The following is a 24,172-nucleotide window of genomic DNA, read 5'->3' as shown; positions in this document are numbered from 1 at the left end:
GCGAGGCAGGTCGTCAGTCCGGCTGGTTGAGCGCGGCCATCGGCGGATTGCGCGCCTTGCCCTTGCCCTGGCTCTGCCCCTGAATCATCTGCTTGAGATAGGCGACGTTGGCGGCGGCCTCGTCCGGCGGCAGATCGGCCCGTGCGATCTGCTCGGCCTCCGCGAAGCGTCCCTGCAGGCCAACGACGAGCGCGAGGTTCTGGCGCACCCGCGCGTCCGCCCCCTGCGAGCCGTAGGCCTGCCGCAGCACCTCCTCGGCCTTCGGCAGCTCCCGCGTCAGCATGTAGGACAGGCCGAGATTGGACAGCACCGAGGGCTCGCCGGGCACGATCTTCAGCGCGCTATCGTAATAGCGCCGCGCCTCCTCGTGGCGGCCCATCTGGTCAAGCACCGTGCCCTGCACCGACAGCAGCTTCCAATCGGGATTGTCCGGCGAGTGCGCGCGCGACAGCACGTCGAATGCGAGCTTGAAATTGCCGTTGTCGGCCAGCGCTCGGCCATAGGCCGCGAGCACGGTCTTGTTGCCGGCGTTGGCGAGCGTCGCCTGCTCCAGCACCGCAACCGCCTGCTCGCGCTGGCCGTTGTTGCGCAGCGCCTGGCCATAGGCGACCGCGATGGCCGCATCCTTGGGGTTGGCGCGGTAGCGCTCGCCATACACCTCAACCGCGCGCTGCGGGGTCGCGGGCGGCGGCGGCTCGGCCCGACCGCGCAGCGAGCCCGTGACGTCGGACATGGTCTGGCAGCCGCCGAGGCCCGCAGCGACGAGCGCGGTGAGGACAACGGACGCAAGCAGCCGGGGAATGGAAGGCGATTGACGCATGTCACGTGGACTCGAACGAGCGAATTGAACGCGCCAGCAATAAACTGTTAACGCTAACAGCCGGTTAATGGCGCGGCCACGGCGCCATCGTCACATCCGCGTCGGTTTGCGGGCCAGGCGGCCGGCGTGATTGCAGCGGCCTTCAAACTCTGCGAAGTCTGGCTGCCGCGCGCCAGTTAGGGAACCATTAGGCATGCCGTCGATGTTCGAGACCGCCTCCACAACGTCCGCCATCCCGATCACCTTCGTAACGAAGGCGAGCTGGCCGGGGATCAAGGAGAGCCTGTCGGCTGAAGCACGCAACTTCGCCGAGGCCAACGTCTACGCCGCCAAGCCCGGCAGCTATCTGGCGCTGCCCGCCGCCGACGGCCACATCGCGCAGGTGCTGTTCGGCCTCGAGGACGACGACGCCAAGCACCGTGACCTGTTCCGGCCGGGCGCCCTGCCCGGCCTGCTGCCCGCCGGCACCTACCGCTTCGCCAATGCGCCGCATGATGCACGGCTCGCCGCGCTCGCCTTTGCGCTCGGCAGCTACCGTTTCGGCCGCTACCGCAAGACCGAGACGCCGGAGGTCCGCCTCGTTCCGCCGGATGGCGTCGACGCCGCCGAGCTGAACCGCCTGGCCGACGCGGCGACATTGGCGCGCGACCTCGTCAACACGCCGTCCAACGACATGGGACCCGAGGAGCTCGAGGCCGCGGCGAAGCAGGTCGCCGACCGCTTCGGCGCGCGCTTCACCAGCATCGTCGGCGACGATCTGCTGCGCCAGAACCATCCGCTGATCCATGCCGTCGGTCGCGCCTCGACCCGCGCGCCGCGCCTGATCGAGCTCGTCTGGGGCGATCCATCGCATCCCAAGGTGACCCTGGTCGGCAAGGGCGTCTGCTTCGATACCGGCGGGCTCGACCTGAAGCCGTCGAGCAGCATGCTCCTGATGAAGAAGGACATGGGCGGCGCCGCCAACGTGCTGGCGCTGGCGCAGATGGTGATGGATGCCAAGCTCAAGCTGCATCTGCGCGTGCTGATTCCAGCGGTCGAGAACGCGGTCGCCGGCAACGCCTTCCGTCCGCTCGACGTGTTTCCCTCGCGAAAGGGCATCACGGTCGAGATCGGCAATACCGATGCCGAGGGCCGGCTGGTCCTGGCTGACGCGCTGGCGCTGGCCGACGAGGACAAGCCCGACCTGCTGATCGACATGGGCACGCTGACCGGCGCCGCGCGCGTCGCACTCGGTCCCGATTTGCCGCCGTTCTACACCCAGGACGAGGCGCTCGCCGCGGACGTCGCGCGCTGCGCGGCCGCCGAGAACGATCCGCTGTGGCGGATGCCGCTATGGGCGCCGTACGACTCGTGGCTCGACTCCAAGGTCGCGACCATCAACAACGCGCCGTCCGGCGGCTTCGCCGGCTCGATCACCTGCGCGCTGTTCCTGCAGCGCTTCGTCGAGCACGCCAAGAGCTGGCTGCATCTCGACATCTTCGCCTGGACGCCATCCGCCAAGCCGGGCCGGCCCGAGGGTGGCGAGTGCCAGGCGGCGCGTGCGCTCTACAAGCTCCTGAGCGAGCGCTATGGCTGATCCGCGCCTCACGCCTGCGCGCGGCGACGTCGCGGCGAAACATCTCGAAGGCCAGGTGACGGCCGCGCGTTTCGTCGAGGGCGAGGCGCTGGTCGTCATCGATCCGATCGCGCCGCTGCGCCAGCAGCCATATTCCGGCGCCGAGCTGGCGACGCAGGCGCTGAAGGGCGAGCGCGTCACGGTCTACGACCGCAACGGCGAGGGCTGGGTCTGGGGCCAGCTCGCAGCCGACGGCTATGTCGGCTGGCTGCCGGAGGCTGCGCTGGCGGCGCCCGCCGCAGCACCGACGCACAAGATCAGCGCGCTGCGCAGTTTCGCGTTCCCCGGGTCGTCGATCAAGCTGCCGCCGGTCGCGACGCTGGTGATGGGCTCGACCATCGCGGTCGCGCGCGAGGACGCGAGCTTCGCCGTGACGGCCGATGGCTGGTTCGTGCCGAAGCAGCATGTCGTCGGTCTCGACCATGTCGAGTCCGATTTCGTCGCAGTCGCCGAGCGCTTCGTCGGCACGCCGTATCTGTGGGGCGGCAAGAGCAGCCTCGGCATCGACTGCTCGGGCCTGGTGCAGGTGTCGTTGAATGCTGCGGGTGTGCCGTGCCCGCGCGACAGCGACATGCAGCTCGCCGCGCTGGGGCGCTTGCTCGACGGGGGAGAGCCGCTTCGCCGCGGCGATCTGATGTTTTGGAAGGGCCACGTCGCCATCGTGCGCGATGCTGACACGATCGTCCACGCCAACGCGTTTCATATGGCCACGCAGATCGAGCCGATCGGCGAAGCGATTGCCCGTATCAAGGCGAGCGGGAGCGATGTGCTCGCGATCAAGCGGCTGGATTGACTCGCCTCATCGCGCTGGCGCGTCCTCCCGATGAGGTTTTGAGACGCAGGCTCCCTCCTCCGTCATTGCGAGCGTAAGCGAAGCAATCCAGAGTCCCGCCCACGACTCTGGATTGCTTCGCTGCGCTCGCAATGACGCGGAGAGAGCGGCGCAAGAGTCCGATATACCTATCAAACAGCAACAGGCCGCGCCAAACAGCAGGGCAAGCATCCGCATTCTCGCGGCCACATCGGTCCGAGTCCTGCTGCAATCATCCGCCCTCGGCAACATGAGAGGGCGCAGGGAAGGCCGGGTGCCGACCGCACCCGTGGTTGCGTGCAACAAGCACGCGGTAGTCACCACAGGTACGGGCCGAACATCCGGCCTTCCCTGCGCGATGTTTTGCGACTTACTTCGTGATCTCCCCAGGGACCGGCTTTCTTGCCCCTGTCGGCCGCAGGCCTCATCGGCTCCCGCGACCTTGACGCCAGCATCGGGGCGCCAGGACCACACGACTTCGCCGTCCGCATGACGCCGTTCGTCGGTGCGCTAATGCACACTGCGACATCATCGCGGCCATCGCATCCCGCACCCGACGTCCGTGACGACGCGTACGTCCCTCTCGTGGGGCAGGACGGGGCGGAGTATGCACGATTTCCGAAAAAAAGAAAGATGGATATTTTTCGCGAGAGGACTGGACAGGCGTTCGCGGACCGCGCCCGTCGGCCAAATCACTCGCAATCGCGCGGGTTCTCACCGCAGCCCAAGAGATCTGAGATTCTGACTGTCGGCGCTTTTGGTAATTCGCCCGATCTCGAGAGTATAGCGACAGATTCGTGCCCGGCAGACGATTACCGCTCCTGTGAAGGGGTTTCGGATGCCGGCCACATGATTGACGGCGCGGCATATTCGGGCGGCCGGCGTCCGAAAGCTTCCAAGGGAGGAAACCGCGCATGGCGGGCAGGCTGGTACGGAGGCGCAATCCACCGTGGCCGGTCGATGAGCGGCGGGCACGACGGGCAGCTTTGCAGAATGCGGTCGTGCGGTCATGAGGTGTCGATCCTGATGGCGCCGGTTGGCGCAGTCGGTTGATGGCGCGGCTGCCGTCGCCTCTGTTGATCTAGCGCAAGGCTGGAATTGAGAAGAACAGCCACGTTGATGCGACAGAGGGCGGACCATGGTGCGCGCAGGACGCTGGCGGGTTCAAGGAGCGGCCATCGTCGCCGCGATGATACTGCTGGCGTCGCCAGCGCGGGCGGGCTGCAGTCCAGAAGACATCGCGGATGCCTTTATCGGGACGCTGTCCGCCGCATATGTGTGCAAGTCGGTCTATGAGAATGACGCAAGCCGCTACGCAGCGATTGCACTGACCGCAGCACTCAGCGGCGTCGCCGCGGCAGGGTCGGACACGGGGAAAGGGCAAGCCCTGGTCAATCAATTCTGCGCAGAGGCGCAGGGCAACGCCGACCAAGTCGTCAGCAAGCTGAACACAATCTTTGGCAACGCGATCGCAGAAAATGTTCTCGGCGATCTTTCCAAGGAGCTCGCAGCCATTGGCGCGGCCGCAGACGTCGTGAAATGCGCCTGCAAGAGCGAGCAGAGCACCGTTGGACTGGGTTCCGAAATCGGCTCATGTCTTCAGGAGGCGCTGTGCTGGGGGCAGGAAAAGCTTGGCATGCAGTCCTGCGGCGATTGCGAGGTCCTTCCGCCTGTTCAAGCCACATGCGCCGCGATCAACGCGACGTGCGAAAAAGTACCTTACATGGAGTGGTGGAGGTACCCGGAATGTCAAGGCATCGGCGGTCCCGGCTCGATCTTCAGCCCTTCCAGCAAAGGCGTCTATCAGGATCAATACGATCGATATGGCGTGGGCATGGTGGAAACCGGTGACGGGACGCTGGTGGTCACGGACCCCGGCGCCTATGCCTGCCACACAGGGAGCAGTTACTGCACCTGTCCGAAACCGATGGTGCCGCACTGGCAACAGGTCCCCAACCCCGGATCCGGCGATAGCAAGTACGTGTTTTCGTGCGATTGCCCGAAGGACACCCATCCCGGCGCGTTGAAGTCGGGCGGGCTCTCCGAGTGCCTGTGCGACGACACCAACCAGGTGGCGGTCTTCGGCTTTGCGCCCTACGGCATGTGTCCGCCCGCGGCCTGCCCGGCCGGACAGACAAGACTCGGCGGCGACAAGAACAGCCCCTGTGTCACGCCCTGCTCCGACAAGAGCCAGGGAATGGCCTTTGACGGGAGCTGCTGCAATCCCGCGCAGATGACCAATTGTGGAGAATGTTGCCCGCCGGACACCGTGCCCAACGTCAAGACCGGCTCCTGCGAGCCGCGGCCCAAGCAGCCGAAATGAGGCGGAGCGACATGATTGAGCTTGGCCGACAGACGTCCATGACAGCCGCCGTCCGTGCGATGCGGCGCCTCGCCTGGCTGCTGATCCTGCCTCTCGCACTCGGGGGGCCCGCGTCGGCGCAAACGCCGCCCGGCGTTTACACCCCCGGCGATGCTGCAGTCACCGGATTCTCCGGGGCTATTCGCCCGTTCGAGATCGAGCCCGGTCAGGATCCCGACGTTCGGACCATCATCGATCCTGGAGGGCCGTCGCTGCGCATCGTCGATCTAAGACGCATGGGCGGTCCGCCCCAGGCGCAATTGGTCGGTGCGCCGAAGCCGTTCACCGTCAGCGCGAAGTCGATCGGGCAGGTGTTTGGCGTCGCTCTGGACGACAGTTCCCCCGCCAACATTTACGTCGCGGCGACATCCGCCTATGGTCTCTCGATCGTCGCGCCGGGACCTGAAGGTCGACCGCAACATGTCAGGCTCGGGACTAGCGGCGCGACCTTCATGCCGGCACAATGGGGTCCAGGCGGCGGTCCGGGATCGATCTGGAAGATCAATGGCGCCACCGGCGCGGTGACGCTGTTCGCGAATGTCACCACGGGCGACAAGGCCAATTCGGGCGCGGCACTCGGGGGATTGACCTATGATCCGGCGACCAAGTCTCTGTTCGTCGCCGACCGTGAGACCGGGCTGATCCATCGCTTCGGCCCGAACGGCGTCGACCTCGGTGTCTATGATCACGGCGTCGCCGGCAACGCAGCCGCGGAACTTCCGACGGCGCCGGCGCCAGCCGGGCCAGGCGTCGATATTACGAGTCCTCAATTCGACAGCGCGCAGCCCGAGACCTGGGGCTACGCGGCACCGGATCGGCGAGTGTTCGGCCTCGCCATTCGCGACGGCCGGCTCTACTACGCGGTCGCCGAGGGCTTGCGGGTGTGGTCGGTCGGGCTCAACGCGAACGGCTCGTTCGGTGCGGACGCCAGAATCGAAGTCGTCGTACCGTCCGCCGCCGGTCCCACCGAGATCTCCAGGATCAGTTTCGACGATGAGGGACGGATGTTTTTGGCCGAGCGGCCGGCGCCGACCGGGGCGCAGGATTTCGAGGCCTTGTCCGCGCCGTCGATCGGCCGCGTGCTGCGCTATACGCTGATCGGTGTCACTGAGATCAAGCAGCCGATCTGGCAGCCCTTGCCGGACGAATATGCGGTGGGATTCCCCGAACGTTTCCGCAATGGCAATGGCGGCGTCGCGATCGGCTACAGCTACGACATGGGCGGGACCATGAATCCGGCCTCCTGCGGCGGCTTCGTCTGGACCACCGGCGAACAATTGCGCAACGCCACCGATCCCAAGCTCGTGGCTCAACTCGGCCAGAACGACGCGCTTGCGATCGACGGACTGCAGGGGAATCCGATCTGGCGCATCCGCCGCGGCGATGAGCCACCGCTGCTCAGTTACTTCATCGACTATGCCGACGCGCCGCCCGATCTATCAGCTCGCGGGCACATGGGAGATATCGCCATCTTGCGCGCGTGTACAAGGGAAGCCGCACGGATACGGCTGGCGCCGCGTCCAGCCGGCGCGCCGCCTCCCGCCGGCATGCCGAGGCCGCCGGGTCTGCAGACCTGCAAGACCCATGTCTGCGGTTCGGACGGATCGGTTTGTCCGCCCAATCAGATCTGGATCATCAAGACCAAGAGCTGCGCGTCGAGCTGCGCCCCGCCCAATGTTCTGGTCAATGGCCAATGCTGCTCGCCCAAAGACCTGCAGCCGGGGGGCATCTGTTCGAACAACAATCCGTCGACTGATATCGCCAAGCCGATGTGCGGCGTCAACCAGACGGCGATCGGCCCGAACAATGAATGCTGCGAGAACAGCCAGATCTATTCCGGCCCGATTGGCCAACAACTTTGCTGCGGGACGACCGTGGTGAACGGCGTATGCGATCCGTTGAAACCGAAAATTCCGGACTGGAAATGCCCCAGCTGCTGTGCGCCCGGCTATATGAAGATCGCCGGTAAGTGCTGTCTCAAGAGCCAGGCGACGTCGAAGGGACAGTGCTGCCCGGCCGGCCAGATTGCGAGCCCCGACGGCACGCTATGCATACCGCTGCACTGGCTGCCGAGACTTTCACAGTGTTGCGCCTCGGGCTTCGTGCCGACTGCGAATAGCAAATGCTGCGCGTCCGCGAATCTGACGACGAGCGGCGAGTGCTGCGCGGCCCCGGTCGACCCAAAGGATCGAAGCCAGTGCTCCAAGACGATCGAGAAGAAGTCCACCACGGTCGTCCCCGTGATTCCGAAGCTGCCGAGGACGTGCCAACCTGGTGAGCGGCGCAATGCCGACGGCGTGTGCGTGGCACGCAAGCCGGGGGTGACACGGGACCGGCGGGCGCCGGATGTCGGTCGCCCGATCGTCTGCCCCCCCGGTTGGATTCCGGGGCCGCTTGGCGCGCGCTGCCGGCCGACCGGCCGATTTGCGCCGCGCATGCCGGGGATCAGACCGGTCCCCCCGCCCGGCATGATGATGCCGCGACGATGAAGGAAGCAGCGATGCACGAGGACACGAATTCGCAAATCATTGCTGCACGCCAACTGCGGAAGTCGGCAGCCATATGGAGGATGACCGATGACCAATTTGATCCGTAGCGTTGCCACGGCGGCTGCCGTCTTCACGCTGTCTTTGCTTTGCGTGCAGCCCGGCCGAGCGGAGAGTTCGCGCAGCGACATCGAGGCGATCGTCAAGGACTACATAGCGACCCATCCCGAAGAAATCGAGCAGGTCGTGAAGGACTACCTCGCCAAGCACCCCGAAGCCGTGCAACAGGCCATCTCCGACCTGATCAAGAAGCGGCAAGCCGCGATGCCGGCGGCAGCGCCCGGCTCCGACAAGACTGAACTGGTCAAGCAAAATGCGCCGGCCTTGTTCGCGTCCGCGCACCAGGTCACGCTCGGCAACCCGCTGGGTGATGTCACCCTGGTCGAGTTCTTCGATTACAGCTGCGGCTACTGCAAGCGCGCGCTCGGCGAGATACTCGAATTGTTGAAGAGCGACCCCAAGCTCAAGATCGTGCTCAAGGAATTTCCGATCCTCGGCCCCGGTTCGCTGGAGGCGGCGCGCGTCGCGGTAGCGGTACGCATGCAAGACCCGACGGGCGCGAAATACCTCGACTTTCATCAGCGGCTTCTCCAAAGCAGCGGACCCGCCGACAAGGCGCGCGCGTTGGCCATCGCGCAGACGATCGGTCTCGACGTTGCTCAGCTTGAAAAGGACATGGACAGCCTGGAGGTGCGCCAAAGCCTCGATGAGAGCGGCAATCTTGCGCAGAAATTGGGATTGAGCGGGACGCCGAGCTATGTCATCGGCGGCAATGTCATCGTCGGCGCGGTCGGACTTGCCACGCTGAAGGCCAGAATTCAGCAGGCTCGCCAGTAGTACGCTCCGATCGCGAAGATATGCATCGACGCCCGAGGTCTCGATTTGTGCAGCGCGCGAGTCCGCTGCTGTGAAGGGTTTCGGATGCCGGCAGCACGATTGACGGCGCGGCATATTCGGGCGGCCGGCGTCCGAAAGCCTCCAAGGGAGGACACCGCGCATGGTGGGCGGGACTGGTGCGGCAGGCTCTATGGGGATTTGAGCGCCGCAGGCGAGCTCGCTGATTGAGCTCGAAATGATGCAGCGAGCTTCGCGACGATGGCGCGGCGGGTGAATGAGCGGTGGATGGCATGGCAAGCGGTCAATTGTCGGCGGATTGACGACGACAGATGGATGTTTGGGCGCATTCCACCGGGTCGGTCGATGAGCGGCGGGCACGACGAGCAGCTTTGCAGAATGGCGGTTGTGCGGTCATGAGGTGTCGATCCTGATGGCGCTGGTTGGCGCAGTCGGGTTGATGGCGCGGCGTTGCGCCTCGCTCAAAGACCTCGATGACGATCATGCGGCCGCCGCAGCATGGACACGGCGGCTTGCCACTGCACCCGTGCTGCCGGCTGTCGTGCCTTACCGCGCGAGCGGTTTAGTCCTTTGACCCATTGCGGACTTTGCGAAGAACCGGCTGCGCGATGAATGAGGTTTTACATCCTGCAGCACACAACCTGTGGTTAAAATGTTACACTGGTTGATATTGACACACACGGCAACTGAACATTGTTGACCCTGGACCCGCGCCCCGAATAGCGTGGTTCAGGTCTCGTGCTGGGAGTGTGACGATGCGTAACGCATCCATGGCAATTATTTCTGCTATCTCAATCCTTCCATTTGCGCAGGCCGCGTCGGCGGCCGATCTGCCGCTGAAGGCCCCGCCCCCTGCGCCGCTTGCCGTGTTTAGTTGGACGGGATGCTACGTCGGCGCAAACCTCGGCGGGGGACAGGTGAAACACAACCTGACGACCGACGCGCCTCCGTTCCCGCCCAATCTCATCAATGGCGCTGCAAGAACGGCAATCAACAATGCCGGTCTGGCGAGCCTTAGTCACACCGGCATTACCGGTGGCGGACAGGCTGGATGCAACTGGCAGCCAACAACGGCAGGCTGGTCTCACCTGGTCTTGGGTATCGAGGGCGATTTCAACGGCATTGACGGCAAGGTGTCGCGAAACACCGGCAATGTTGTCGAGCCGGTATCGGGGAGAACGGTTGCATCAGTCGACGACATTGGCATGAATTGGTTCGCCACGGTCCGAGGGCGCATTGGCTGGGCCTTTGACCGGATCATGATCTATGGCACGGGCGGCGCGGCGATCGCCAATGTCGACGCATCAAAGAGATTTGCGTGGGATTTTGCCGACGGCTGCCCGATCGTGAACGGCTTGAATCAATGTCATGTCGGCGGTCGCAGCAGCACCCGTGTCGGCTGGACAGCCGGCGGTGGCGCCGAATGGGCATTCCGAGACCATTGGTCCGCGAAGGTTGAGTATCTCTACGCCGACCTCGGCAACTTCTCCTATTCGACTTTCAACAACGGACCCGGATTTGGCCCCCCTGGACAAGTGGCAAACCATACGGTGAGCACGAAACTCCAGATCGTTCGCGTGGGCGTCAACTATCGCTTCTAGCGAACTACGTTGAATGCGTACTGAACTCGCAGAGCAACAATTGCGCTCCTTGGCGGAGCCGTTTGCCAATTGATTGCACTGTCACTGCCCCCGCGGGTGGTCCATCAACAGCGCTTACGATCTAGCGACAAGTGGTTGGTCCGAATCTGGCCCAATTCCGGACCTGCCCATCGGGTCGCCGTAAGTCCGGTTACGCTGCCTGACCGGACGTGACCGCCGGGGGGCCCGAGGGATTCCGCTTCATCGGCGATTTCTGCGGCCATTCCGCAACGAACGTCGGACGAGGAGCGCCCGGTCCCTAGCTCGCCGCCGTCCCATTCCCCGCGGTCTCGTTCCGGAACGCCGCCGCAAACAGCGCGCGGGTGTAGTCGGTCTTCGGCGCCTTGAACAGCTCCACCGCCGGCCCCTCCTCCACCACCTTGCCGTGGCGCATCACGATCAGGTGGCTGGCGAGTGAGGCGACCACGCGCAGATCATGCGAGATGAACATGTAGGTGAGATCGAGCTTGCGCTGCAGGTCGCGCAGCAGCGCGACCATCTGCGCCTGAAACAGCATGTCGAGCGCCGAGGTCGGCTCGTCCAGCACGACGAAGCTCGGCTCGAGCACGACGGCGCGCGCGACCGAGATGCGCTGGCGCTGGCCGCCGGAGAATTCGTGCGGATAGCGGAAGCGCGTCGCCGGATCGAGCCCGACCTCGTTCAGCGCCTTGATGACCTTGGCCTCCCGCTCCTCTTCGCTGAGCCTGGGCTGATGCACGCTGATGCCCTCGGCGATGATGTCGCCGACCGACATGCGCGGGCTGAGCGAGCCGAACGGATCCTGAAACACGATCTGCATGTCGCGGCGGAACGGCCGGACATCCTTGAAGGACAGGCCCTGGATCTCCTTGCCCAGGAACACGATCGGACCGTCGGAGGAGATCAGCCGCAGCAGCGCCAGGCCCAACGTGGTCTTGCCGGAGCCGGACTCGCCGACGACGCCGAGCGTCTCGCCCTTGCGCACGGCGATGCTGACGCCGTCCACGGCCTTGATGTGGCCGACCGTGGAGCGGAACAGGCCGCGCTTGATCGGAAACCAGACCTTGAGGTCCCTGGCCTGCATCACGACCGGCTGATCGGGCCGCGGCGGCGCCGGGTCCGGCTTCGGCTCGGCCGCGAGCAGCGCCTTGGTGTAGGGATGGGAGGGCGCGGTGAACACCTGCTCCACCGGCCCCTGCTCGACGATCTTGCCACCGTTCATGACGCAGACGCGATCGGCGATGCGCCGGACGATGCCGAGATCGTGGGTGATGAAGAGCAGGCTCATGCCGAGCCGCGCGCGGATGTCGGCGAGCAGCGCCAGGATCTGTGCCTGCACGGTGACGTCGAGCGCGGTGGTCGGCTCGTCGGCGATCAGCAGATCCGGCTCGTTGGCGAGCGCCATCGCGATCATCACGCGCTGGCGCTGGCCGCCGGAGAGCTGATGCGGATAGCTGCCGAGCCGGGTTTCCGGCTCGGGGATGCCGACCTGCGTGAGCAGCTCGAGCACGCGCGCCCGCGCCGCGCCGTTCGAGATCGGTCGATGCAGATGCAGGATCTCGCCGATCTGCCGCTCGATCGTGTGCAGCGGATTGAGCGAGGTCATCGGCTCCTGGAAGATGATGGAGATGTCGCTGCCGCGGATGCCGCGCATCTCGCCCTCCGACAGCGGCAGCAGATCGCGGCCGTTGAAGCGGATGCTGCCCGACGGGTGCGAGGCGACCGGATAGGGCAGCAGCTTCAGCACCGACAGCGCGCTGACCGATTTGCCCGAGCCGGATTCGCCGACGAGGGCAACGCACTCGCCGCGCCTGATGTCGAACGAGACGTGGTCGACGGCGGTCGACACGCGGCCCTGCTGGTGGAAGGTCACCGAGAGATCGCTGACCGAGAGCAGCGGCTGGCTGGTCGCATCCATGTCGGTCACCTGAACGTCTTGCGCGGATCGAACGCGTCGCGCACGGCCTCGCCTATGAAGATGAGCAGCGACAGCATGATCGCGACCGAGAAGAAGCCGGTCAGGCCGAGCCACGGCGCCTGCACATTGGCTTTGGCCTGCGACAGCATCTCGCCCAGCGACGGCGAGCCGGGCGGCAGGCCGAAGCCGAGGAAGTCGAGCGCGGTCAACGTCATCACCGAGCTCGACACGATGAAGGGCAGGAAGGTCATGGTCGCGACCATCGCGTTCGGCAGGAGATGCCGCCACATGATGACGGCATTGGAGACGCCGAGCGCGCGCGCGGCCTGGATGTATTCGAAATTGCGGCCGCGCAGGAATTCGGCGCGGACCAGGCCGACCAGCGACACCCAGGAGAACAGCAGCATGATCCCGAGCAGCGTGAAGAAGCCGGGCACCAGCACCGCCGACAGGATCAGGAGCAGATAGAGATAGGGGATCGCGTTCCAGATCTCGATGAAGCGCTGGAACAGGAGATCGACCCAGCCGCCGAAATAGCCCTGCACGCCGCCGGCCGCGATGCCGATGATCGAGGAGAAGAACGTCAGGGACAGGCCGAACAGGACGGAGATGCGGAAACCGTAGATCAGCCGCGCGACGACGTCGCGACCCTGATCATCGGTGCCGAGCCAGTTGTATTCGAGATCCCGGCAGCTCTTCAGCCCCTTTCTCTCGACCACCGCCTTGCACTGCGATTCCTTCAGCATCCAGGTCGGCGGCGACGGCGCGGGCGTCGGCAGGTCGAGATTATGCGTGGCGTAGGAATAGCGGATCAAAGGCCAGATCACCGTACCGCCCTTGTCGGCGATCAGCTTCTGCAAATAGGGATCGCGGTAGTCGGCCGCGGTCTCGAAGTCGCCGCCGAATGCCGTTTCCGGATAGGAGACGAACGCCGGGAAGTAAAGGTGGCCGTCGAACTTGATCAGGAACGGCCGATCGTTGGCGATCAGCTCGGCGAACAGCGAGACGACGAACAGAAACAGGAATAGCCACAGCGACCAGTAGCCGCGGCGGTTGGCCTTGAAGTTCTGCCAGCGGCGCTGGTTGAGTGGCGACGGCCGGAAACGATGCCGCGTCGGCGGCACGGCCTCGCCGAGCGGGGCCTGCGCCGTGGTCTCGACCGGAGGGGTGGCTGTGATCGTCATCAGACCTCCCGCGCCTCGAAGTCGATCCGCGGATCGATCCACATGTAGGTCAGATCCGAGACCAGGTTGATGGCGAGGCCGAGCAGCGAAAAGATGAAGAGATTGCCGAACACAACGGGATAATCACGATTCAGAATGCTCTCGAACGAGAGCAGGCCGAGCCCATCCAGCGAGAAGATCGTCTCGATCAGCAGCGAGCCGGAAAAGAACGCGTGGATGAAGGTGCCCGGAAAGCCGGCGATCACGATCAGCATGGCGTTACGGAAGACGTGGCCGTACAGCACCTGGTTCTCGCTGCAGCCCTTGGCGCGCGCAGTCATGACATATTGCTTGCGGATCTCGTCGAGAAACGAGTTCTTGGTCAGCAAGGTCATGGTCGCGAAGGCGCCGAGCGCCATCGACACCAGCGGCAAAGTGAGATGCCAGAAATAGTCGATGATCTTCCAGTACCACGGGAAGTCCGACCAGCCATCCGAGGTCAGCCCGCGCAGCGGGAAGATGTTGAGGAACGAGCCGCCAGCGAGCAGGATGATCAGCAGGATCGCGAACAGGAAGCCCGGAATGGCGTAGCCGACGATGATCACGGCCGAGGTCCAGACGTCGAAGCGCGAGCCATCCTGCACCGCCTTGCGGATCCCCAGCGGAATCGAGATCAAATAGGTCAGCAAGGTCATCCAGATGCCGAGCGACATCGACACCGGCAGCTTCTCCTTGATGAGCTGCAGCACTGACGTGTCGCGGAAATAGCTCTTGCCGAAATCGAAGCGCGCGAAGTTCCAGACCATCAGCGCGAACCGCTCCGGCGCCGGCTTGTCGAAGCCGAACTGCTTTTCGAGCTGCTTGATGAAGGCGGGATCGAGCCCCTGCGCGCCGCGGTATTTCGAGTTCAGCTCGCTGCCGGATCCCACCTGTCCCGGCGGCCGCGCGCCGAAATCCGAACCGCTGCCGCCTGAAATCCGCGAGGTCCCGCCGGTGTCGGCGCCGGTCAATTGCGCGATGACGCGCTCCACCGGACCGCCCGGCGCGAACTGCACCACGACGAAGGAGATGAAGAGGATCCCGAGCAGGGTCGGGAGCATCAGCAAGATGCGACGGGCAATATAGGCAGCCATGAACTACTTCGCCTGCTCCAACTTTGCGGCCTTGGCGGCATCGTACCACCAGATGTCGGGAGCGCCGACGCCCGAGGCGTATTTCGGCGGCTTCGGCGGATGGTCGAACTGATCCCAATAGGCAATCGGGTGGGTCTGGCGATACCATTGCGGTATCCAGTAGTGGCCGGCGCGGAACACGCGGTCGAGCGCCCGGCAGGCCAAGGTCAGCTCGCTGCGCGTCTCCGCGGCGATCGCCTTGGCGACCAGCGCGTCGATCGCGGGATTGCTGATCCCGGCGAGATTGTAGGAGCCCTTGGTTTTGGCCGTGTCCGAGGTGAAGTAAGCCCGGAGGCCGTCGCCGGGGGTCGGCGACATCGACATCCGCTGAATGGCGATGTCGAAGTCGAAGTCCTCGACCCGCGCGCGATATTGCACGGCGTCGACGATCCGCAGATCGGCGTCGATGCCGAGCGTCTGCAGGTTCTTGATCAGCGTGCCGTGGTGCGGCTTGAACGAGACCTCGTCGATCAGGAACTCGATCGCGAACACCTCGCCGGACGGCAGCAGCCGCTTGCCGTCCTTGACCGGCAGGCCGGCCTGCTGCAGCAGTTGCGTCGCCTTGCGCAGCAGCGCGCGATCCTGGCCGGAGCCGTCCGAGACCGGCGGCACGAACGGCTCGCCGAACACATCGTCGGGCACCTGGCCGCGGAACGGCTCGAGCAGCTTCAGCTCCTCGGGCGAGGGCGGCCCGACCGCGACCATGTCCGAGTTCTGGAACGGCGACACCGTGCGCGCATAGGCGCCGTACATGATGGTCTTGTTGGTCCACTCGAAGTCGAACGCGTAGGTCAACGCCTGGCGGACGCGGGGATCCTTGAACTTGTCGCGGCGGGTGTTGATGAACCAGCCCTGCCCGCCGGACGGCGTCTCGTCCGGCAAGAGCTCGCGCTTGACGCGGCCGTCCTTGATCGCCGGGAAGTCGTAGCGCGTGGCCCAGATGCGCGCGGTGAACTCCTCGCGGAACAGATAGCTCTTGGCGGTGAAGCCCTCGAAGGCGACGTCGCGGTCGCGGTAGAACTCGTAGCGCACGATGTCGAAATTATACATGCCGCGGCTGACCGGCAGGTCGGCCGCCCACCAGTCCTTGACGCGCTCGAACTCGACGTAGCGGTTGATCTCGTATTTGCCGACCTTGTACGGCCCCGAGCCGAGCGGCACGTCGAGCGGACCCTCGTCGAACGCGCGGTTGGCGTACCAGGCCTTGGAGAAGATCGGCAGGGTCACGACATAGAGCGGCACGTCGCGCGCGCGCTTCTCGACGAAGCTCACCACGACGGTCGCATCGTCGATCGCCTCGGCCTTCACGAAGTCGCGCAGCTGAACAACGATCAGTGGATGGCCCTTCTCCTTCAGCGTGTTCAGCGAGAAGGCGACGTCTTGCGCGGTGATCCTGCTGCCGTCATGGAAGCGCGCCTCGGGCCGCAAGGTGAAGCGGTAGGCCAGCTTGTCCGCGGAGATCGCCACGGATTTCGCGACCAGCCCGTACACCGCGTCCGGCTCGTCGCTCGCGCGCACCATCAGGGTCGCGAACGTCATGTCCATGCCCTGCGCGCCCTCACCTTTCAGGACGTAGGCATTGAACGAATTGAAGGTCTGATAGGACTGGTTATAGGCGCGCACCGAGGGGATCAGCGAGAACATCCCGCCCTTCGGAGCGTCGATATTGACGTAATCGAAATGATGGAAGTCGGCTGGATATTTCAGGTCGCCGAAGGCCGACGTGCCGTGCGACTCGGGGCCGAACTCCGCGGCCACGGCCGGCGTCAGCAGCGGATAGCTGAGCGCGCCGAACCCAAGCCCGAGCACGCCGCGGCGCGACAGATGCGGGAGCCGGCTCAAGAGCGCTTCACCTTGGCGGCCTTGTCGGTATCGTACCACCACAGATTCGGCCAGCCGGACCGCGCATATTTCGGGAACGGCGTGAAATGGCTGAAGCGGTCCCAGCGCGCGCTGCGCGCAAACGGGTAGGTGAACTGGGGGACGACGTAGAAATTCCACAGCAGCACCCGGTCGAGCGCATGCGTCGCCGCTTCGAGGGAGGCACGATCCTTGGCGTAGATGATCTTCTCGATCAGCGCGTCGACAGCGGGGTTCTTGATGCCGATCGTGTTCTTCGAGCCGGACTCGTCGGCGGCCTTGGAACCCCAGAAATCGCGCTGCTCGTTGCCGGGCGACAGCGACTGCCCCCAGACGTCGATGATCATGTCGTAGTCGAAGGTGCGCACCCGGTTCTCATACTGGACGTTGTCGACCTGGCGTACCGTGACAGCGACGCCAAGGCGCTCCAGCGACGGCTTGTAGAACAGCACGATCCGCTCGGAGGACGGGTCCTGGACCAAGAGTTCGACCGTGACCGGCTTGCCGGCGGGATCGACGAGCTTGCGGTCCTTGATCTCGAAGCCTGCGTCCTTCAGCAGCCTGGTGGCCTCGCGCAGATTGGCGCGAACGTTCTCGGGATTGCCGCCCACCGGGGCCTGGTAGACCGTGGTGAACACGTCCGGCGGCACCTTGTCGCGCAGCTCCTCGAGGATCTGCAGCTCCTGGCCCTGCGGCAGCCCGGAACAGGCCAGATCCGTGCCTTCGAAATAGCTGTTGATCCGCTTGTACTGACCGTAGAACAGCTGCTTGTTCATCTCCTCGAAATCGAAGGCGTAGTTGAAGGCACGCCGCAGCCGCGCGTCCTGGAATTGCGGACGCCGCAGGTTGAAGGCGAAGCCCTGCATGCGGCCGGAATCGCTGATCGGGAATTCGTCCTTGACCACACGCTTGTCGTTGATGGCCGGGAAGTCGTAGGCCGTCGCCCATTGCTTGGCGGAATTCTCGTTGATCCAGTCGGCCTGATCGGCCTTGAAGGCCTCGAGGGCGACGATGTTGTCGCGGAAATATTCGAACTGCAGCTCGTCGAAATTGTTCTGGCCGATCTGGACCGGCAGGCTGGCGCCCCAGTAGTCCTTGACGCGCTCCATCTTGATCGAGCGGCCGGGCACGAACTCCTTGATGCGATACGGGCTCGACCCGAGCGGCGGCTCCAAAGTCGTCGCAGTGACGTCGCGCTTGCGGCCCTGCGCGTCGGTGCCTTCCCACCAGTGCTTGGGCAGAACCAGCAGCTCACCGACGATGTGCGGCAGCTCGCGATTGCCCGGACCATCGAAGGTGAACTTGACCTCGAGGTCGCCGGTCTTCTCGGCCTTTACGACATGGCGGTAGTAGGAGGAGTAGTGCGGGCTGTTCTTCTTGAGCACGTCGAGCGAGAAGATGACGTCCTCGGGCGTCACCGGCTTGCCGTCGTTCCAGCGCGCTTCCTTGCGCAGCCGGTAGATGACCCAGGAGTAGTCGTCCGGATAGGCCGCCGACTCGGCGAGGAGGCCGTATTCGGTCGACACCTCGTCCTGCGAGCGCGTCATCAGGGTCTCGTAGACCAGCCCCGCCGCGGACGCGATGTTGCCCTTCACATACATCACGACGATGTTGAAATTGTCGAAGGTGCCGAGCGAGATCATCCGCGCTGTGCCGCCCTTGGGCGCGTCGGGATTGACGTAGTCGAAGCGCTTGAAGTCCGCCGGGTACTTGATCTCGCCGAACAGCGACAGGCCGTGGCGCCAGACCAGTTGCTCACCGGCCTGCGCCTGCGCGGCGTCGAGCGGGGCAAGGCTGGCGGCGGTGCCGAGCGCCGGGGTCATCGCAGCGAAGACGCTGCTCTGCAGGAGCTGTCGTCGGGTAATCGTCAAATGAGACTTCCTCTGAATAAGACCGCTTGAAGCAGGTGGTCGGCCGTGGCCGCTGCTGCTCCCAGATCCAACGTTCGATCGTAACCCAATTCGCAAGGGCAGGTTTCGCCGGCCTCAGCCAGGGTGCTCCGGCCCCGCGAACCCGTTCCATTCAGGGGACCAATATACGGCAAGGTTTCGACCAATAACCTTGCTTTTTCCTCATGATACCGGGTTGTGAACGAGGTGGATGCGACCAAAGGTCCCAAATGCGGCGAATTTCGTCCCGCAAAGCAAAACGGCCGGGCTTGAGGCCCGGCCGTCGGAAATTGGGGGGTTAGCAGCCGATCACTTGGCTGCGGTCGGCAGCGGCGCCGGATTGTCCGACAGCGAGTTCAGGTAGGCCAGCACGTCGGCGCGCTCCGAGTCCTTCTGGATGCCGGCAAAGCCCATCGCGGTGCCCGGGATGTAGCCCTTCGGATTGGCGATGAAGTGGTTGAGATCCTCGATCGTCCAGGTGCCGCCCTTGGCCTTCATCGCGGCCGAGAAGTTGAAGCCGCGGCCTTCGCCGATCTTGTCGCCGACGATGCCGTAGAGGTTGGGGCCGACGGCATTCTTGCCGCCCTTGTCGAAGGTGTGGCAGGCCGCGCATTTCTTGGCGGCGGCAGCGCCCTTCTCAACCGAGGCGGTCTGCAGCAGCTTCTCGATCGGCTCGGCCGCGGCCGGCGCAGCGGCTTCCTTGCCTGCGCCCTGGGCCTCCTTCACGGCGATCTCGAACCCCGGTTTCTCCGGCATTTTCGGCGCGAAGATCGCGCCAGCGGAGAAGCTCGTGACCAGCACGACCAGACAGGCGGCCAGAACGGCGCCGAGGATTTTGTTCAGTTCGAAGGAGTCCATTTTGGAATCAGGCTCCGAGGGCGGATTTCATTGCTTGGGAGGCCGCGGGGCCGCGACCGTGAATCGCCCCAGGATTCGTCAAGGCATCGAGCGGAATCGAGCCGTCGCGCCTCCCCCTGCGGCAGAAGTGAGATATCGGTTTGCCCGTGCTCTGGCAACCCGTATAAGCGGGCCGCCTCTGCTGTCCCCATCCAGTCCGGCCCGCGCTGTTGCGACCGGCTCCGACCTGCCGTTTCCCGGATGACCAAGTCCAAAATCCTCGTGCTGATCCCTGCCCGCATGGCCTCGACCCGCCTGCCCGGCAAGCCGCTGCTCGATATCGCCGGCCAGCCGATGATCGTGCAGGTGCTCCGGCGCGCGCAGGAGGCCGCGATCGGCCGCGTGGCCGTGGCAACCGACACGCTGGAGATCGCGGACGCCGTGACGGCGGCGGGTGGCGAGGTGGTGATGACCAAGCCCAATCATCCCTCCGGGTCGGACCGCATCTACGAGGCCATGTGCAAGCTCGACCCTGCCCGCGAGGCCGAGATCGTGGTCAATCTGCAGGGCGATTTCCCGACCATCGACCCGCAGAACATCAGCGACGTGCTGCCGCCGCTGGACGATCCCGCCGTCGACATCGCGACCCTTGCCGCGCAGATCCATACCGAGGAGGAGAGCCTCAATCCGAACGTCGTCAAGGCGGTCGGCTCGCCTCTCGGCGGCCGGCGCATGCGCGCGTTGTATTTCACCCGGGCCACGGCGCCGTATGGCGACGGACCGAGGTACCATCACATCGGGCTTTACGCCTACCGCCGGGCGGCGCTGGAGCGCTTCGTCAGCCTGCCGCCGTCGCCGCTGGAGCAACAGGAAAAGCTGGAACAGCTGCGGGCGCTGGAAGCCGGCATGCGCATCGACGTGATGGTCGTCGACGCCGTGCCCCGCGGCGTCGACACCCCCGCCGACCTCGAAACCGCACGCCGGCTGCTGTCCAAGTCTTAAGCTGCTGCTACAAGGCCCCTCATGAGCAAGATCTTGAAAATCGCATTCCAGGGCGAGCCGGGAGCCAATTCCCACATCGCCATTTCCGAGGCCTATCCGACCGCCGAGGCCATGCCGTGCGCGACCTTCGAGGACGCGCTGAGCGCGATCTCCTCCGGCGAGGCTGACCTGGGCATGATCCCGATCGAGAATTCGGTCGCCGGCCGCGTCGCCGACATCCATCACCTGCTGCCGGCCTCCGGCCTCTACATCATTGGCGAGTGGTTCCTGCCGGTCCGCCACCAGCTGATGGCGCTGAAGGGCACCAGGCTCGCCGACATCAAGACGGTCGAGAGCCACGTCCATGCGCTCGGCCAGTGCCGCCGCATCATCCGCCAGCTCGGCGTCCGGCCGATCGTCGCCGGTGACACCGCGGGCAGCGCCCGGGACGTGGCGCAGCGCGGCGACAGGAGCGTCGCGGCGATCGCCTCGCGCCTCGCCGCCGAGATCTACGGCCTCGACATCCTCGCCGAGGACATCGAGGACGAGGCCCACAACACCACCCGCTTCGTCGTGCTGGCGCGCCAGGAGCAATGGGCCGAGCAGAACTCCGGGCCGCTGGTCACGAGCTTCGTGTTCCGCGTCCGCAACCTGCCGGCTGCGCTCTACAAGGCGCTCGGCGGCTTTGCGACCAACGGCGTCAACATGACCAAGCTCGAGAGCTACATGGTCGACGGCAATTTCTTCGCCACGCAGTTCTACGCCGACGTCGACGGCCATCCCGACGACAAGGGGCTGGCCTTCGCCCTGGAGGAATTGAAGTTCTTCTCGCGCGAACTGCGCATCGTCGGCGTCTATCCGGCGCATCCGTTCCGCGCGACCTTCAGCGAGCGGATGGAATGATCGGACCGTCATCCCGCGGCTCCACATAGGCCGCCAGCTCGGCCGGCGTTCCCACCGGGAATGCCTGCTTCAGATGGTCGAGAAAGGCGGAGACGCGCGCGCTCAACAGCCGCCGCGACGGATACAGCGCCCACAGCGCAACCGCTGGCGCGTCCAAATCGCCCCAATGCGCCAGCCGGCCAGCCGCCAGATCGTGGCTGACGAGCGAGAGCGGCAGGCATGCGGCACCGACGCCGGCACGGACCGCATCGCGCACCATGATCAGCGATGACAACCGCAGGATCGGATCGATCGCGATGCGCGACGATCCCGTTGCAGCCATGACGTCCCACGCTGCGATCTGCTCGGTGCTACGAACAACCGCAGGAACGAGCGCGCCGTCCGCCGGCCGCGTCAGGCTTGGGCTGGCCACGACCACCAGCTGATCGCGCAGGAAGATGCGGCCGACGAGGCTCTCATCGGGATCGGGATTGACCCGGATCACCAGGTCATAGCCCTCCTCGACCATGTCGACGGCGCGGTCGTCGGTCGTCACCTCGAGCCGGACCTCCGGATATCTGAGCGCGAACGTAGCGGCGAGCTTGCCCATCGCGGTCTGCGAGAACAGCAGCGGCGCGCTGATCCGCAACCGGCCGCGCGGCTGATCGCCGCCTGAGGCTATCGCACCGACGGTCTCGTCGAGCTCGGTCAGCAGCGCGCCCGTGCGCTCGAACAGCGCCCGCCCTTCCTCGGTCAGCTTCAGTGTGCGCCCGCCGCGCTCGATCAGCCTGATGTCCAGGCTCGCTTCGAGCTCTGCGACGCGGCGGGACAGCGTTGCCTTCGGACGACCGCTGGCGCGGGCGGCCCGGCCGAAGCCGCCGTGGCGGGCGACGAGCGTGAAATCGGCGAGCGCAAGCAGATCCATCTGTTCCACTAATGAGACGACATGTCCAAATATAGCGCCTATTGGCTCGCATGTGGATCGATATCTTCCGGGTGTCTCAACACCACCCCCGGAGTGATCCCATGACCATCCTCGTGACCGGTGCCACTGGAACCGTCGGCCGTCGCGTCGTCGAACAACTCGTCAGGCGCGGGGCCGATGTCCGCGCCCTCGTCCGCGATCCTGGGAAGGCCAAGCTTCCGGCGGGCGTTCAGATCGCCCAAGGCGACCTGCTCGACGTCGATTCGCTGCGCGGCGCGTTCTCGGGCGTCTCGACCCTGTTCCTGCTCAACGCCGTCACGCCTGATGAATTCACTCAGGCGCTGATCGCGCTCAATCTGGTCCGCGAGGCCGGCATCGAGCGCATCGTCTATCTGTCGGTGATCCACGGCGACGTCTACGTCAACGTGCCGCACTTCGCCGGCAAGTTCGCCGTCGAGCGGATGATCGAGCAGATGGGCCTGAACGCCACCATCCTGCGCCCCGCCTACTTCATGAACAACGATCTCACGATCAAGGATGTCGTGCTCGGCTACGGCGTCTACCCGATGCCGATCGGAGCCAAGGGCCTTGCCATGATCGACGTCAGCGACATCGGCGAGATCGCAGCGATCGAGCTGATCCGCCGCGAGCAGTCAGCCGTGCCGCTGCCGCTGACACGGATCAACCTGGTCGGCCCGGACACGCTGACCGGCGCTGATGCCGCGGCGATCTGGTCTGACGTGCTGGGCCGCACGATCGCCTATGGCGGCGACAACACCACGCAGTTCGAGACCAACCTCCGGCAGGTCATGCCGAGCTGGATGGCGTTCGACATGCGACTGATGGCCGAGCGCTTCCTGACCGACGGCATGGTGCCGGACGAGGGCGACGTCGCGCGCCTCACCACGCTGCTGGGCCGGCCGCTGCGCTCGTACCGCGACTTTGTCGCCGAGATCTCGGCCACGGCCTGAAGCCGAGCCGCTCATCATCCCCCGAAACCGAATTGCGCGGCGCGCTTCCGCGAATGCGCCCCCTCACACCATGGAGATGGTCATGACCAGTCAAGATAGCAACGTCACCACACCCAAGTCTAACATCCTCGTGCTTGGCGCCACCGGCGGCACCGGGCGGCTGATCGTGCGCGACGCGCTGGCGCGCGGCCATCACGTCACCGCGCTGGTGCGCTCGCCCGACAAGGCCGGGGACCTGCAAGGCGCGCAACTGATCGTCGGCGATGCGCGCGACGAAGCCACGCTTCGCAAGGCGCTCAAGGGACAGGATGTCGTCATCAGTTCCTTGGGCACCTCGCTCAGCCCGTTTCGCGAGGTCACCACGCTCTCGACATCGACGCGGGCGCTCGTCAAGGCGATGGAGGCCGAGAATGTTGCTCGCCTTGTCGCCATCACCGGGATCGGCGCAGGCGACAGCCGGGGACATGGCGGCTTCGTCTACGACCGGCTGATCCTGCCGCTGCTGCTGCGCAACGTCTATGCCGACAAGAACCGGCAGGAGGCGATCATCCGCGACAGCGGGCTCGACTGGGTCATCGTCCGTCCCGCCATGCTCAACGACAAGCCGGGCCGCCAGACGGTCCGCGCGCTGACGGACCTCACAGGTTTTCACGGCGGCACGATCGCGCGGGCCGATGTCGCGCGCTTCGCGGTGGACCAGGTGAGCGACGACAGCTTCCTGCGCCGCTCTCCGCTGATCACATGGTGAGACCGGCACGCGCGCTTCGAAGTCCAGATCGCGCCATTGTTCGCCTCAACTCTCTGCACGAACTCCGTTCGTCCAAGTGGGGGCCAGTTCGAGCACACATCTTCGCGGCGACGGGATTTTACCTCGCCCCGCTTGCGGGGAGAGGTCGGATTGCATCGAAAGATGCAATCCGGGTGAGGGAGGCTCTCCGCGAATGCG

At 65.2% G+C, this 24,172-nt stretch carries 18 protein-coding genes; 10 read left to right on the top strand and 8 right to left on the bottom strand.

Annotated elements, in window-relative coordinates; translation table 11 throughout:
• Positions 1–13 precede the first annotated feature (13 nt).
• Complete coding sequence (locus QX048_RS01290) at positions 14–820, bottom strand: tetratricopeptide repeat protein (protein WP_316174633.1); 807 nt, start codon at positions 818–820, stop codon at positions 14–16.
• A gap of 193 nt (positions 821–1,013) precedes the next feature.
• On the opposite strand from QX048_RS01290, the gene QX048_RS01285 reads away from it, so the two are divergent.
• From QX048_RS01285 to QX048_RS01260, 6 genes are all read left to right on the top strand, one after another.
• Positions 1,014–2,396, top strand: coding sequence for a leucyl aminopeptidase family protein (locus QX048_RS01285; RefSeq protein ID WP_315825978.1), 1,383 nt, complete (start codon positions 1,014–1,016; stop codon positions 2,394–2,396).
• Complete coding sequence (locus QX048_RS01280) at positions 2,389–3,228, top strand: NlpC/P60 family protein (RefSeq protein WP_316191682.1); 840 nt, start codon at positions 2,389–2,391, stop codon at positions 3,226–3,228. The genes QX048_RS01285 and QX048_RS01280 overlap by 8 nt, the downstream gene beginning before the upstream one ends.
• A 1,156-nt stretch (positions 3,229–4,384) precedes the next feature.
• Positions 4,385–5,569: a hypothetical protein gene (locus QX048_RS01275; RefSeq protein WP_316191683.1), complete on the top strand. Its 1,185-nt coding sequence runs from the start codon at positions 4,385–4,387 to the stop codon at positions 5,567–5,569.
• Between the two features lie 38 nt (positions 5,570–5,607).
• Positions 5,608–8,097 carry a hypothetical protein gene (locus QX048_RS01270; RefSeq protein WP_316191684.1) on the top strand — a complete coding sequence of 830 codons (2,490 nt, stop codon included), beginning with the start codon at positions 5,608–5,610 and terminating at the stop codon, positions 8,095–8,097.
• Between the two features lie 87 nt (positions 8,098–8,184).
• Positions 8,185–8,991: a DsbA family protein gene (locus QX048_RS01265; protein ID WP_316191685.1), complete on the top strand. Its 807-nt coding sequence runs from the start codon at positions 8,185–8,187 to the stop codon at positions 8,989–8,991.
• 773 nt (positions 8,992–9,764) lie between these two features.
• A complete protein-coding gene (locus QX048_RS01260) occupies positions 9,765–10,610 on the top strand; it encodes an outer membrane protein (protein WP_316191686.1) in 846 nt (281 codons plus the stop codon).
• 298 nt (positions 10,611–10,908) lie between these two features.
• On the opposite strand, the gene QX048_RS01255 is transcribed toward QX048_RS01260, so the two are convergent.
• The 6 genes from QX048_RS01255 to QX048_RS01230 all read right to left on the bottom strand — a co-directional run bounded on the left by QX048_RS01255 (position 10,909) and on the right by QX048_RS01230 (position 19,488).
• Positions 10,909–12,546, bottom strand: a complete 1,638-nt coding sequence (locus tag QX048_RS01255) for an ABC transporter ATP-binding protein (protein WP_316200333.1) — start codon at positions 12,544–12,546, stop codon at positions 10,909–10,911.
• Positions 12,547–12,551: 5 nt separating this feature from the next.
• Positions 12,552–13,730, bottom strand: a complete 1,179-nt coding sequence (locus QX048_RS01250) for an ABC transporter permease (protein WP_315713802.1) — start codon at positions 13,728–13,730, stop codon at positions 12,552–12,554.
• Positions 13,730–14,842 carry a microcin C ABC transporter permease YejB gene (locus tag QX048_RS01245; RefSeq protein ID WP_315713801.1) on the bottom strand — a complete coding sequence of 371 codons (1,113 nt, stop codon included), beginning with the start codon at positions 14,840–14,842 and terminating at the stop codon, positions 13,730–13,732. The genes QX048_RS01250 and QX048_RS01245 overlap by 1 nt, the downstream gene beginning before the upstream one ends.
• 3 nt (positions 14,843–14,845) lie before the next feature.
• Positions 14,846–16,723 (bottom strand): extracellular solute-binding protein, encoded by a 1,878-nt coding sequence (locus tag QX048_RS01240; RefSeq protein ID WP_316191687.1) that lies wholly within the window; start codon positions 16,721–16,723, stop codon positions 14,846–14,848.
• Positions 16,720–18,564, bottom strand: a complete 1,845-nt coding sequence (locus QX048_RS01235) for an extracellular solute-binding protein (RefSeq protein WP_315826192.1) — start codon at positions 18,562–18,564, stop codon at positions 16,720–16,722. Before QX048_RS01235 ends, QX048_RS01240 begins: the two co-directional genes overlap by 4 nt.
• 375 nt (positions 18,565–18,939) lie before the next feature.
• Entirely contained in the window at positions 18,940–19,488 is a 549-nt protein-coding gene (locus tag QX048_RS01230) for a c-type cytochrome (protein WP_315825971.1), read from the bottom strand.
• Positions 19,489–19,728: 240 nt separating this feature from the next.
• Here QX048_RS01230 and QX048_RS01225 point away from each other — a divergent pair, with 240 nt between their 5' ends.
• Together QX048_RS01225 and QX048_RS01220 are read left to right on the top strand one after the other, a co-directional pair.
• The gene (locus tag QX048_RS01225; RefSeq protein WP_316191688.1) at positions 19,729–20,469 is read left to right on the top strand and encodes a 3-deoxy-manno-octulosonate cytidylyltransferase; all 741 of its coding nucleotides are present in this window, start codon (positions 19,729–19,731) and stop codon (positions 20,467–20,469) included.
• Between the two features lie 21 nt (positions 20,470–20,490).
• A complete protein-coding gene (locus QX048_RS01220; protein WP_315713797.1) occupies positions 20,491–21,351 on the top strand; it encodes a prephenate dehydratase in 861 nt (286 codons plus the stop codon).
• Here QX048_RS01220 and QX048_RS01215 read toward each other — a convergent pair.
• Complete coding sequence (locus QX048_RS01215; protein WP_316191689.1) at positions 21,332–22,255, bottom strand: LysR family transcriptional regulator; 924 nt, start codon at positions 22,253–22,255, stop codon at positions 21,332–21,334. The two genes, QX048_RS01220 and QX048_RS01215, sit on opposite strands and share 20 nt — an antisense overlap.
• A gap of 101 nt (positions 22,256–22,356) precedes the next feature.
• Between QX048_RS01215 and QX048_RS01210 the strand changes: the two genes are divergently transcribed.
• Together QX048_RS01210 and QX048_RS01205 are read left to right on the top strand one after the other, a co-directional pair.
• Positions 22,357–23,226 (top strand): NmrA/HSCARG family protein, encoded by an 870-nt coding sequence (locus QX048_RS01210; RefSeq protein WP_316191690.1) that lies wholly within the window; start codon positions 22,357–22,359, stop codon positions 23,224–23,226.
• 82 nt (positions 23,227–23,308) lie between these two features.
• Positions 23,309–23,974, top strand: coding sequence for an NAD(P)-dependent oxidoreductase (locus tag QX048_RS01205; RefSeq protein ID WP_410052153.1), 666 nt, complete (start codon positions 23,309–23,311; stop codon positions 23,972–23,974).
• Positions 23,975–24,172 lie beyond the last annotated feature (198 nt).

Origin of the sequence: Bradyrhizobium sp. SZCCHNS30572, from assembly GCF_032484415.1 — a bacterium.
Taxonomy (GTDB): Bacteria; Pseudomonadota; Alphaproteobacteria; order Rhizobiales; family Xanthobacteraceae; genus Bradyrhizobium.
This window is presented reverse-complemented; position numbering and strand designations above follow the sequence as displayed.

Excerpts from the sequence above, each read along its gene's own strand:
- QX048_RS01255 (WP_316200333.1), bottom strand. The coding sequence starts at position 12,546 with ATGGATGCGACCAGCCAGCCGCTGCTCTCGGTCAGCGATCTCTCGGTG.
- QX048_RS01270 (WP_316191684.1), top strand. The coding sequence starts at position 5,608 with ATGACAGCCGCCGTCCGTGCGATGCGGCGCCTCGCCTGGCTGCTGATC.
- QX048_RS01235 (WP_315826192.1), bottom strand. The coding sequence starts at position 18,564 with ATGACCCCGGCGCTCGGCACCGCCGCCAGCCTTGCCCCGCTCGACGCC.
- QX048_RS01215 (WP_316191689.1), bottom strand. The coding sequence starts at position 22,255 with ATGGATCTGCTTGCGCTCGCCGATTTCACGCTCGTCGCCCGCCACGGC.
- QX048_RS01230 (WP_315825971.1), bottom strand. The coding sequence starts at position 19,488 with ATGGACTCCTTCGAACTGAACAAAATCCTCGGCGCCGTTCTGGCCGCC.
- QX048_RS01290 (WP_316174633.1), bottom strand. The coding sequence starts at position 820 with ATGCGTCAATCGCCTTCCATTCCCCGGCTGCTTGCGTCCGTTGTCCTC.
- QX048_RS01245 (WP_315713801.1), bottom strand. The coding sequence starts at position 14,842 with ATGGCTGCCTATATTGCCCGTCGCATCTTGCTGATGCTCCCGACCCTG.
- QX048_RS01280 (WP_316191682.1), top strand. The coding sequence starts at position 2,389 with ATGGCTGATCCGCGCCTCACGCCTGCGCGCGGCGACGTCGCGGCGAAA.
- QX048_RS01210 (WP_316191690.1), top strand. The coding sequence starts at position 22,357 with ATGACCATCCTCGTGACCGGTGCCACTGGAACCGTCGGCCGTCGCGTC.
- QX048_RS01220 (WP_315713797.1), top strand. The coding sequence starts at position 20,491 with ATGAGCAAGATCTTGAAAATCGCATTCCAGGGCGAGCCGGGAGCCAAT.
- QX048_RS01265 (WP_316191685.1), top strand. The coding sequence starts at position 8,185 with ATGACCAATTTGATCCGTAGCGTTGCCACGGCGGCTGCCGTCTTCACG.
- QX048_RS01250 (WP_315713802.1), bottom strand. The coding sequence starts at position 13,730 with ATGACGATCACAGCCACCCCTCCGGTCGAGACCACGGCGCAGGCCCCG.
- QX048_RS01285 (WP_315825978.1), top strand. The coding sequence starts at position 1,014 with ATGCCGTCGATGTTCGAGACCGCCTCCACAACGTCCGCCATCCCGATC.
- QX048_RS01225 (WP_316191688.1), top strand. The coding sequence starts at position 19,729 with ATGACCAAGTCCAAAATCCTCGTGCTGATCCCTGCCCGCATGGCCTCG.
- QX048_RS01275 (WP_316191683.1), top strand. The coding sequence starts at position 4,385 with ATGGTGCGCGCAGGACGCTGGCGGGTTCAAGGAGCGGCCATCGTCGCC.
- QX048_RS01205 (WP_410052153.1), top strand. The coding sequence starts at position 23,309 with ATGACCAGTCAAGATAGCAACGTCACCACACCCAAGTCTAACATCCTC.
- QX048_RS01260 (WP_316191686.1), top strand. The coding sequence starts at position 9,765 with ATGCGTAACGCATCCATGGCAATTATTTCTGCTATCTCAATCCTTCCA.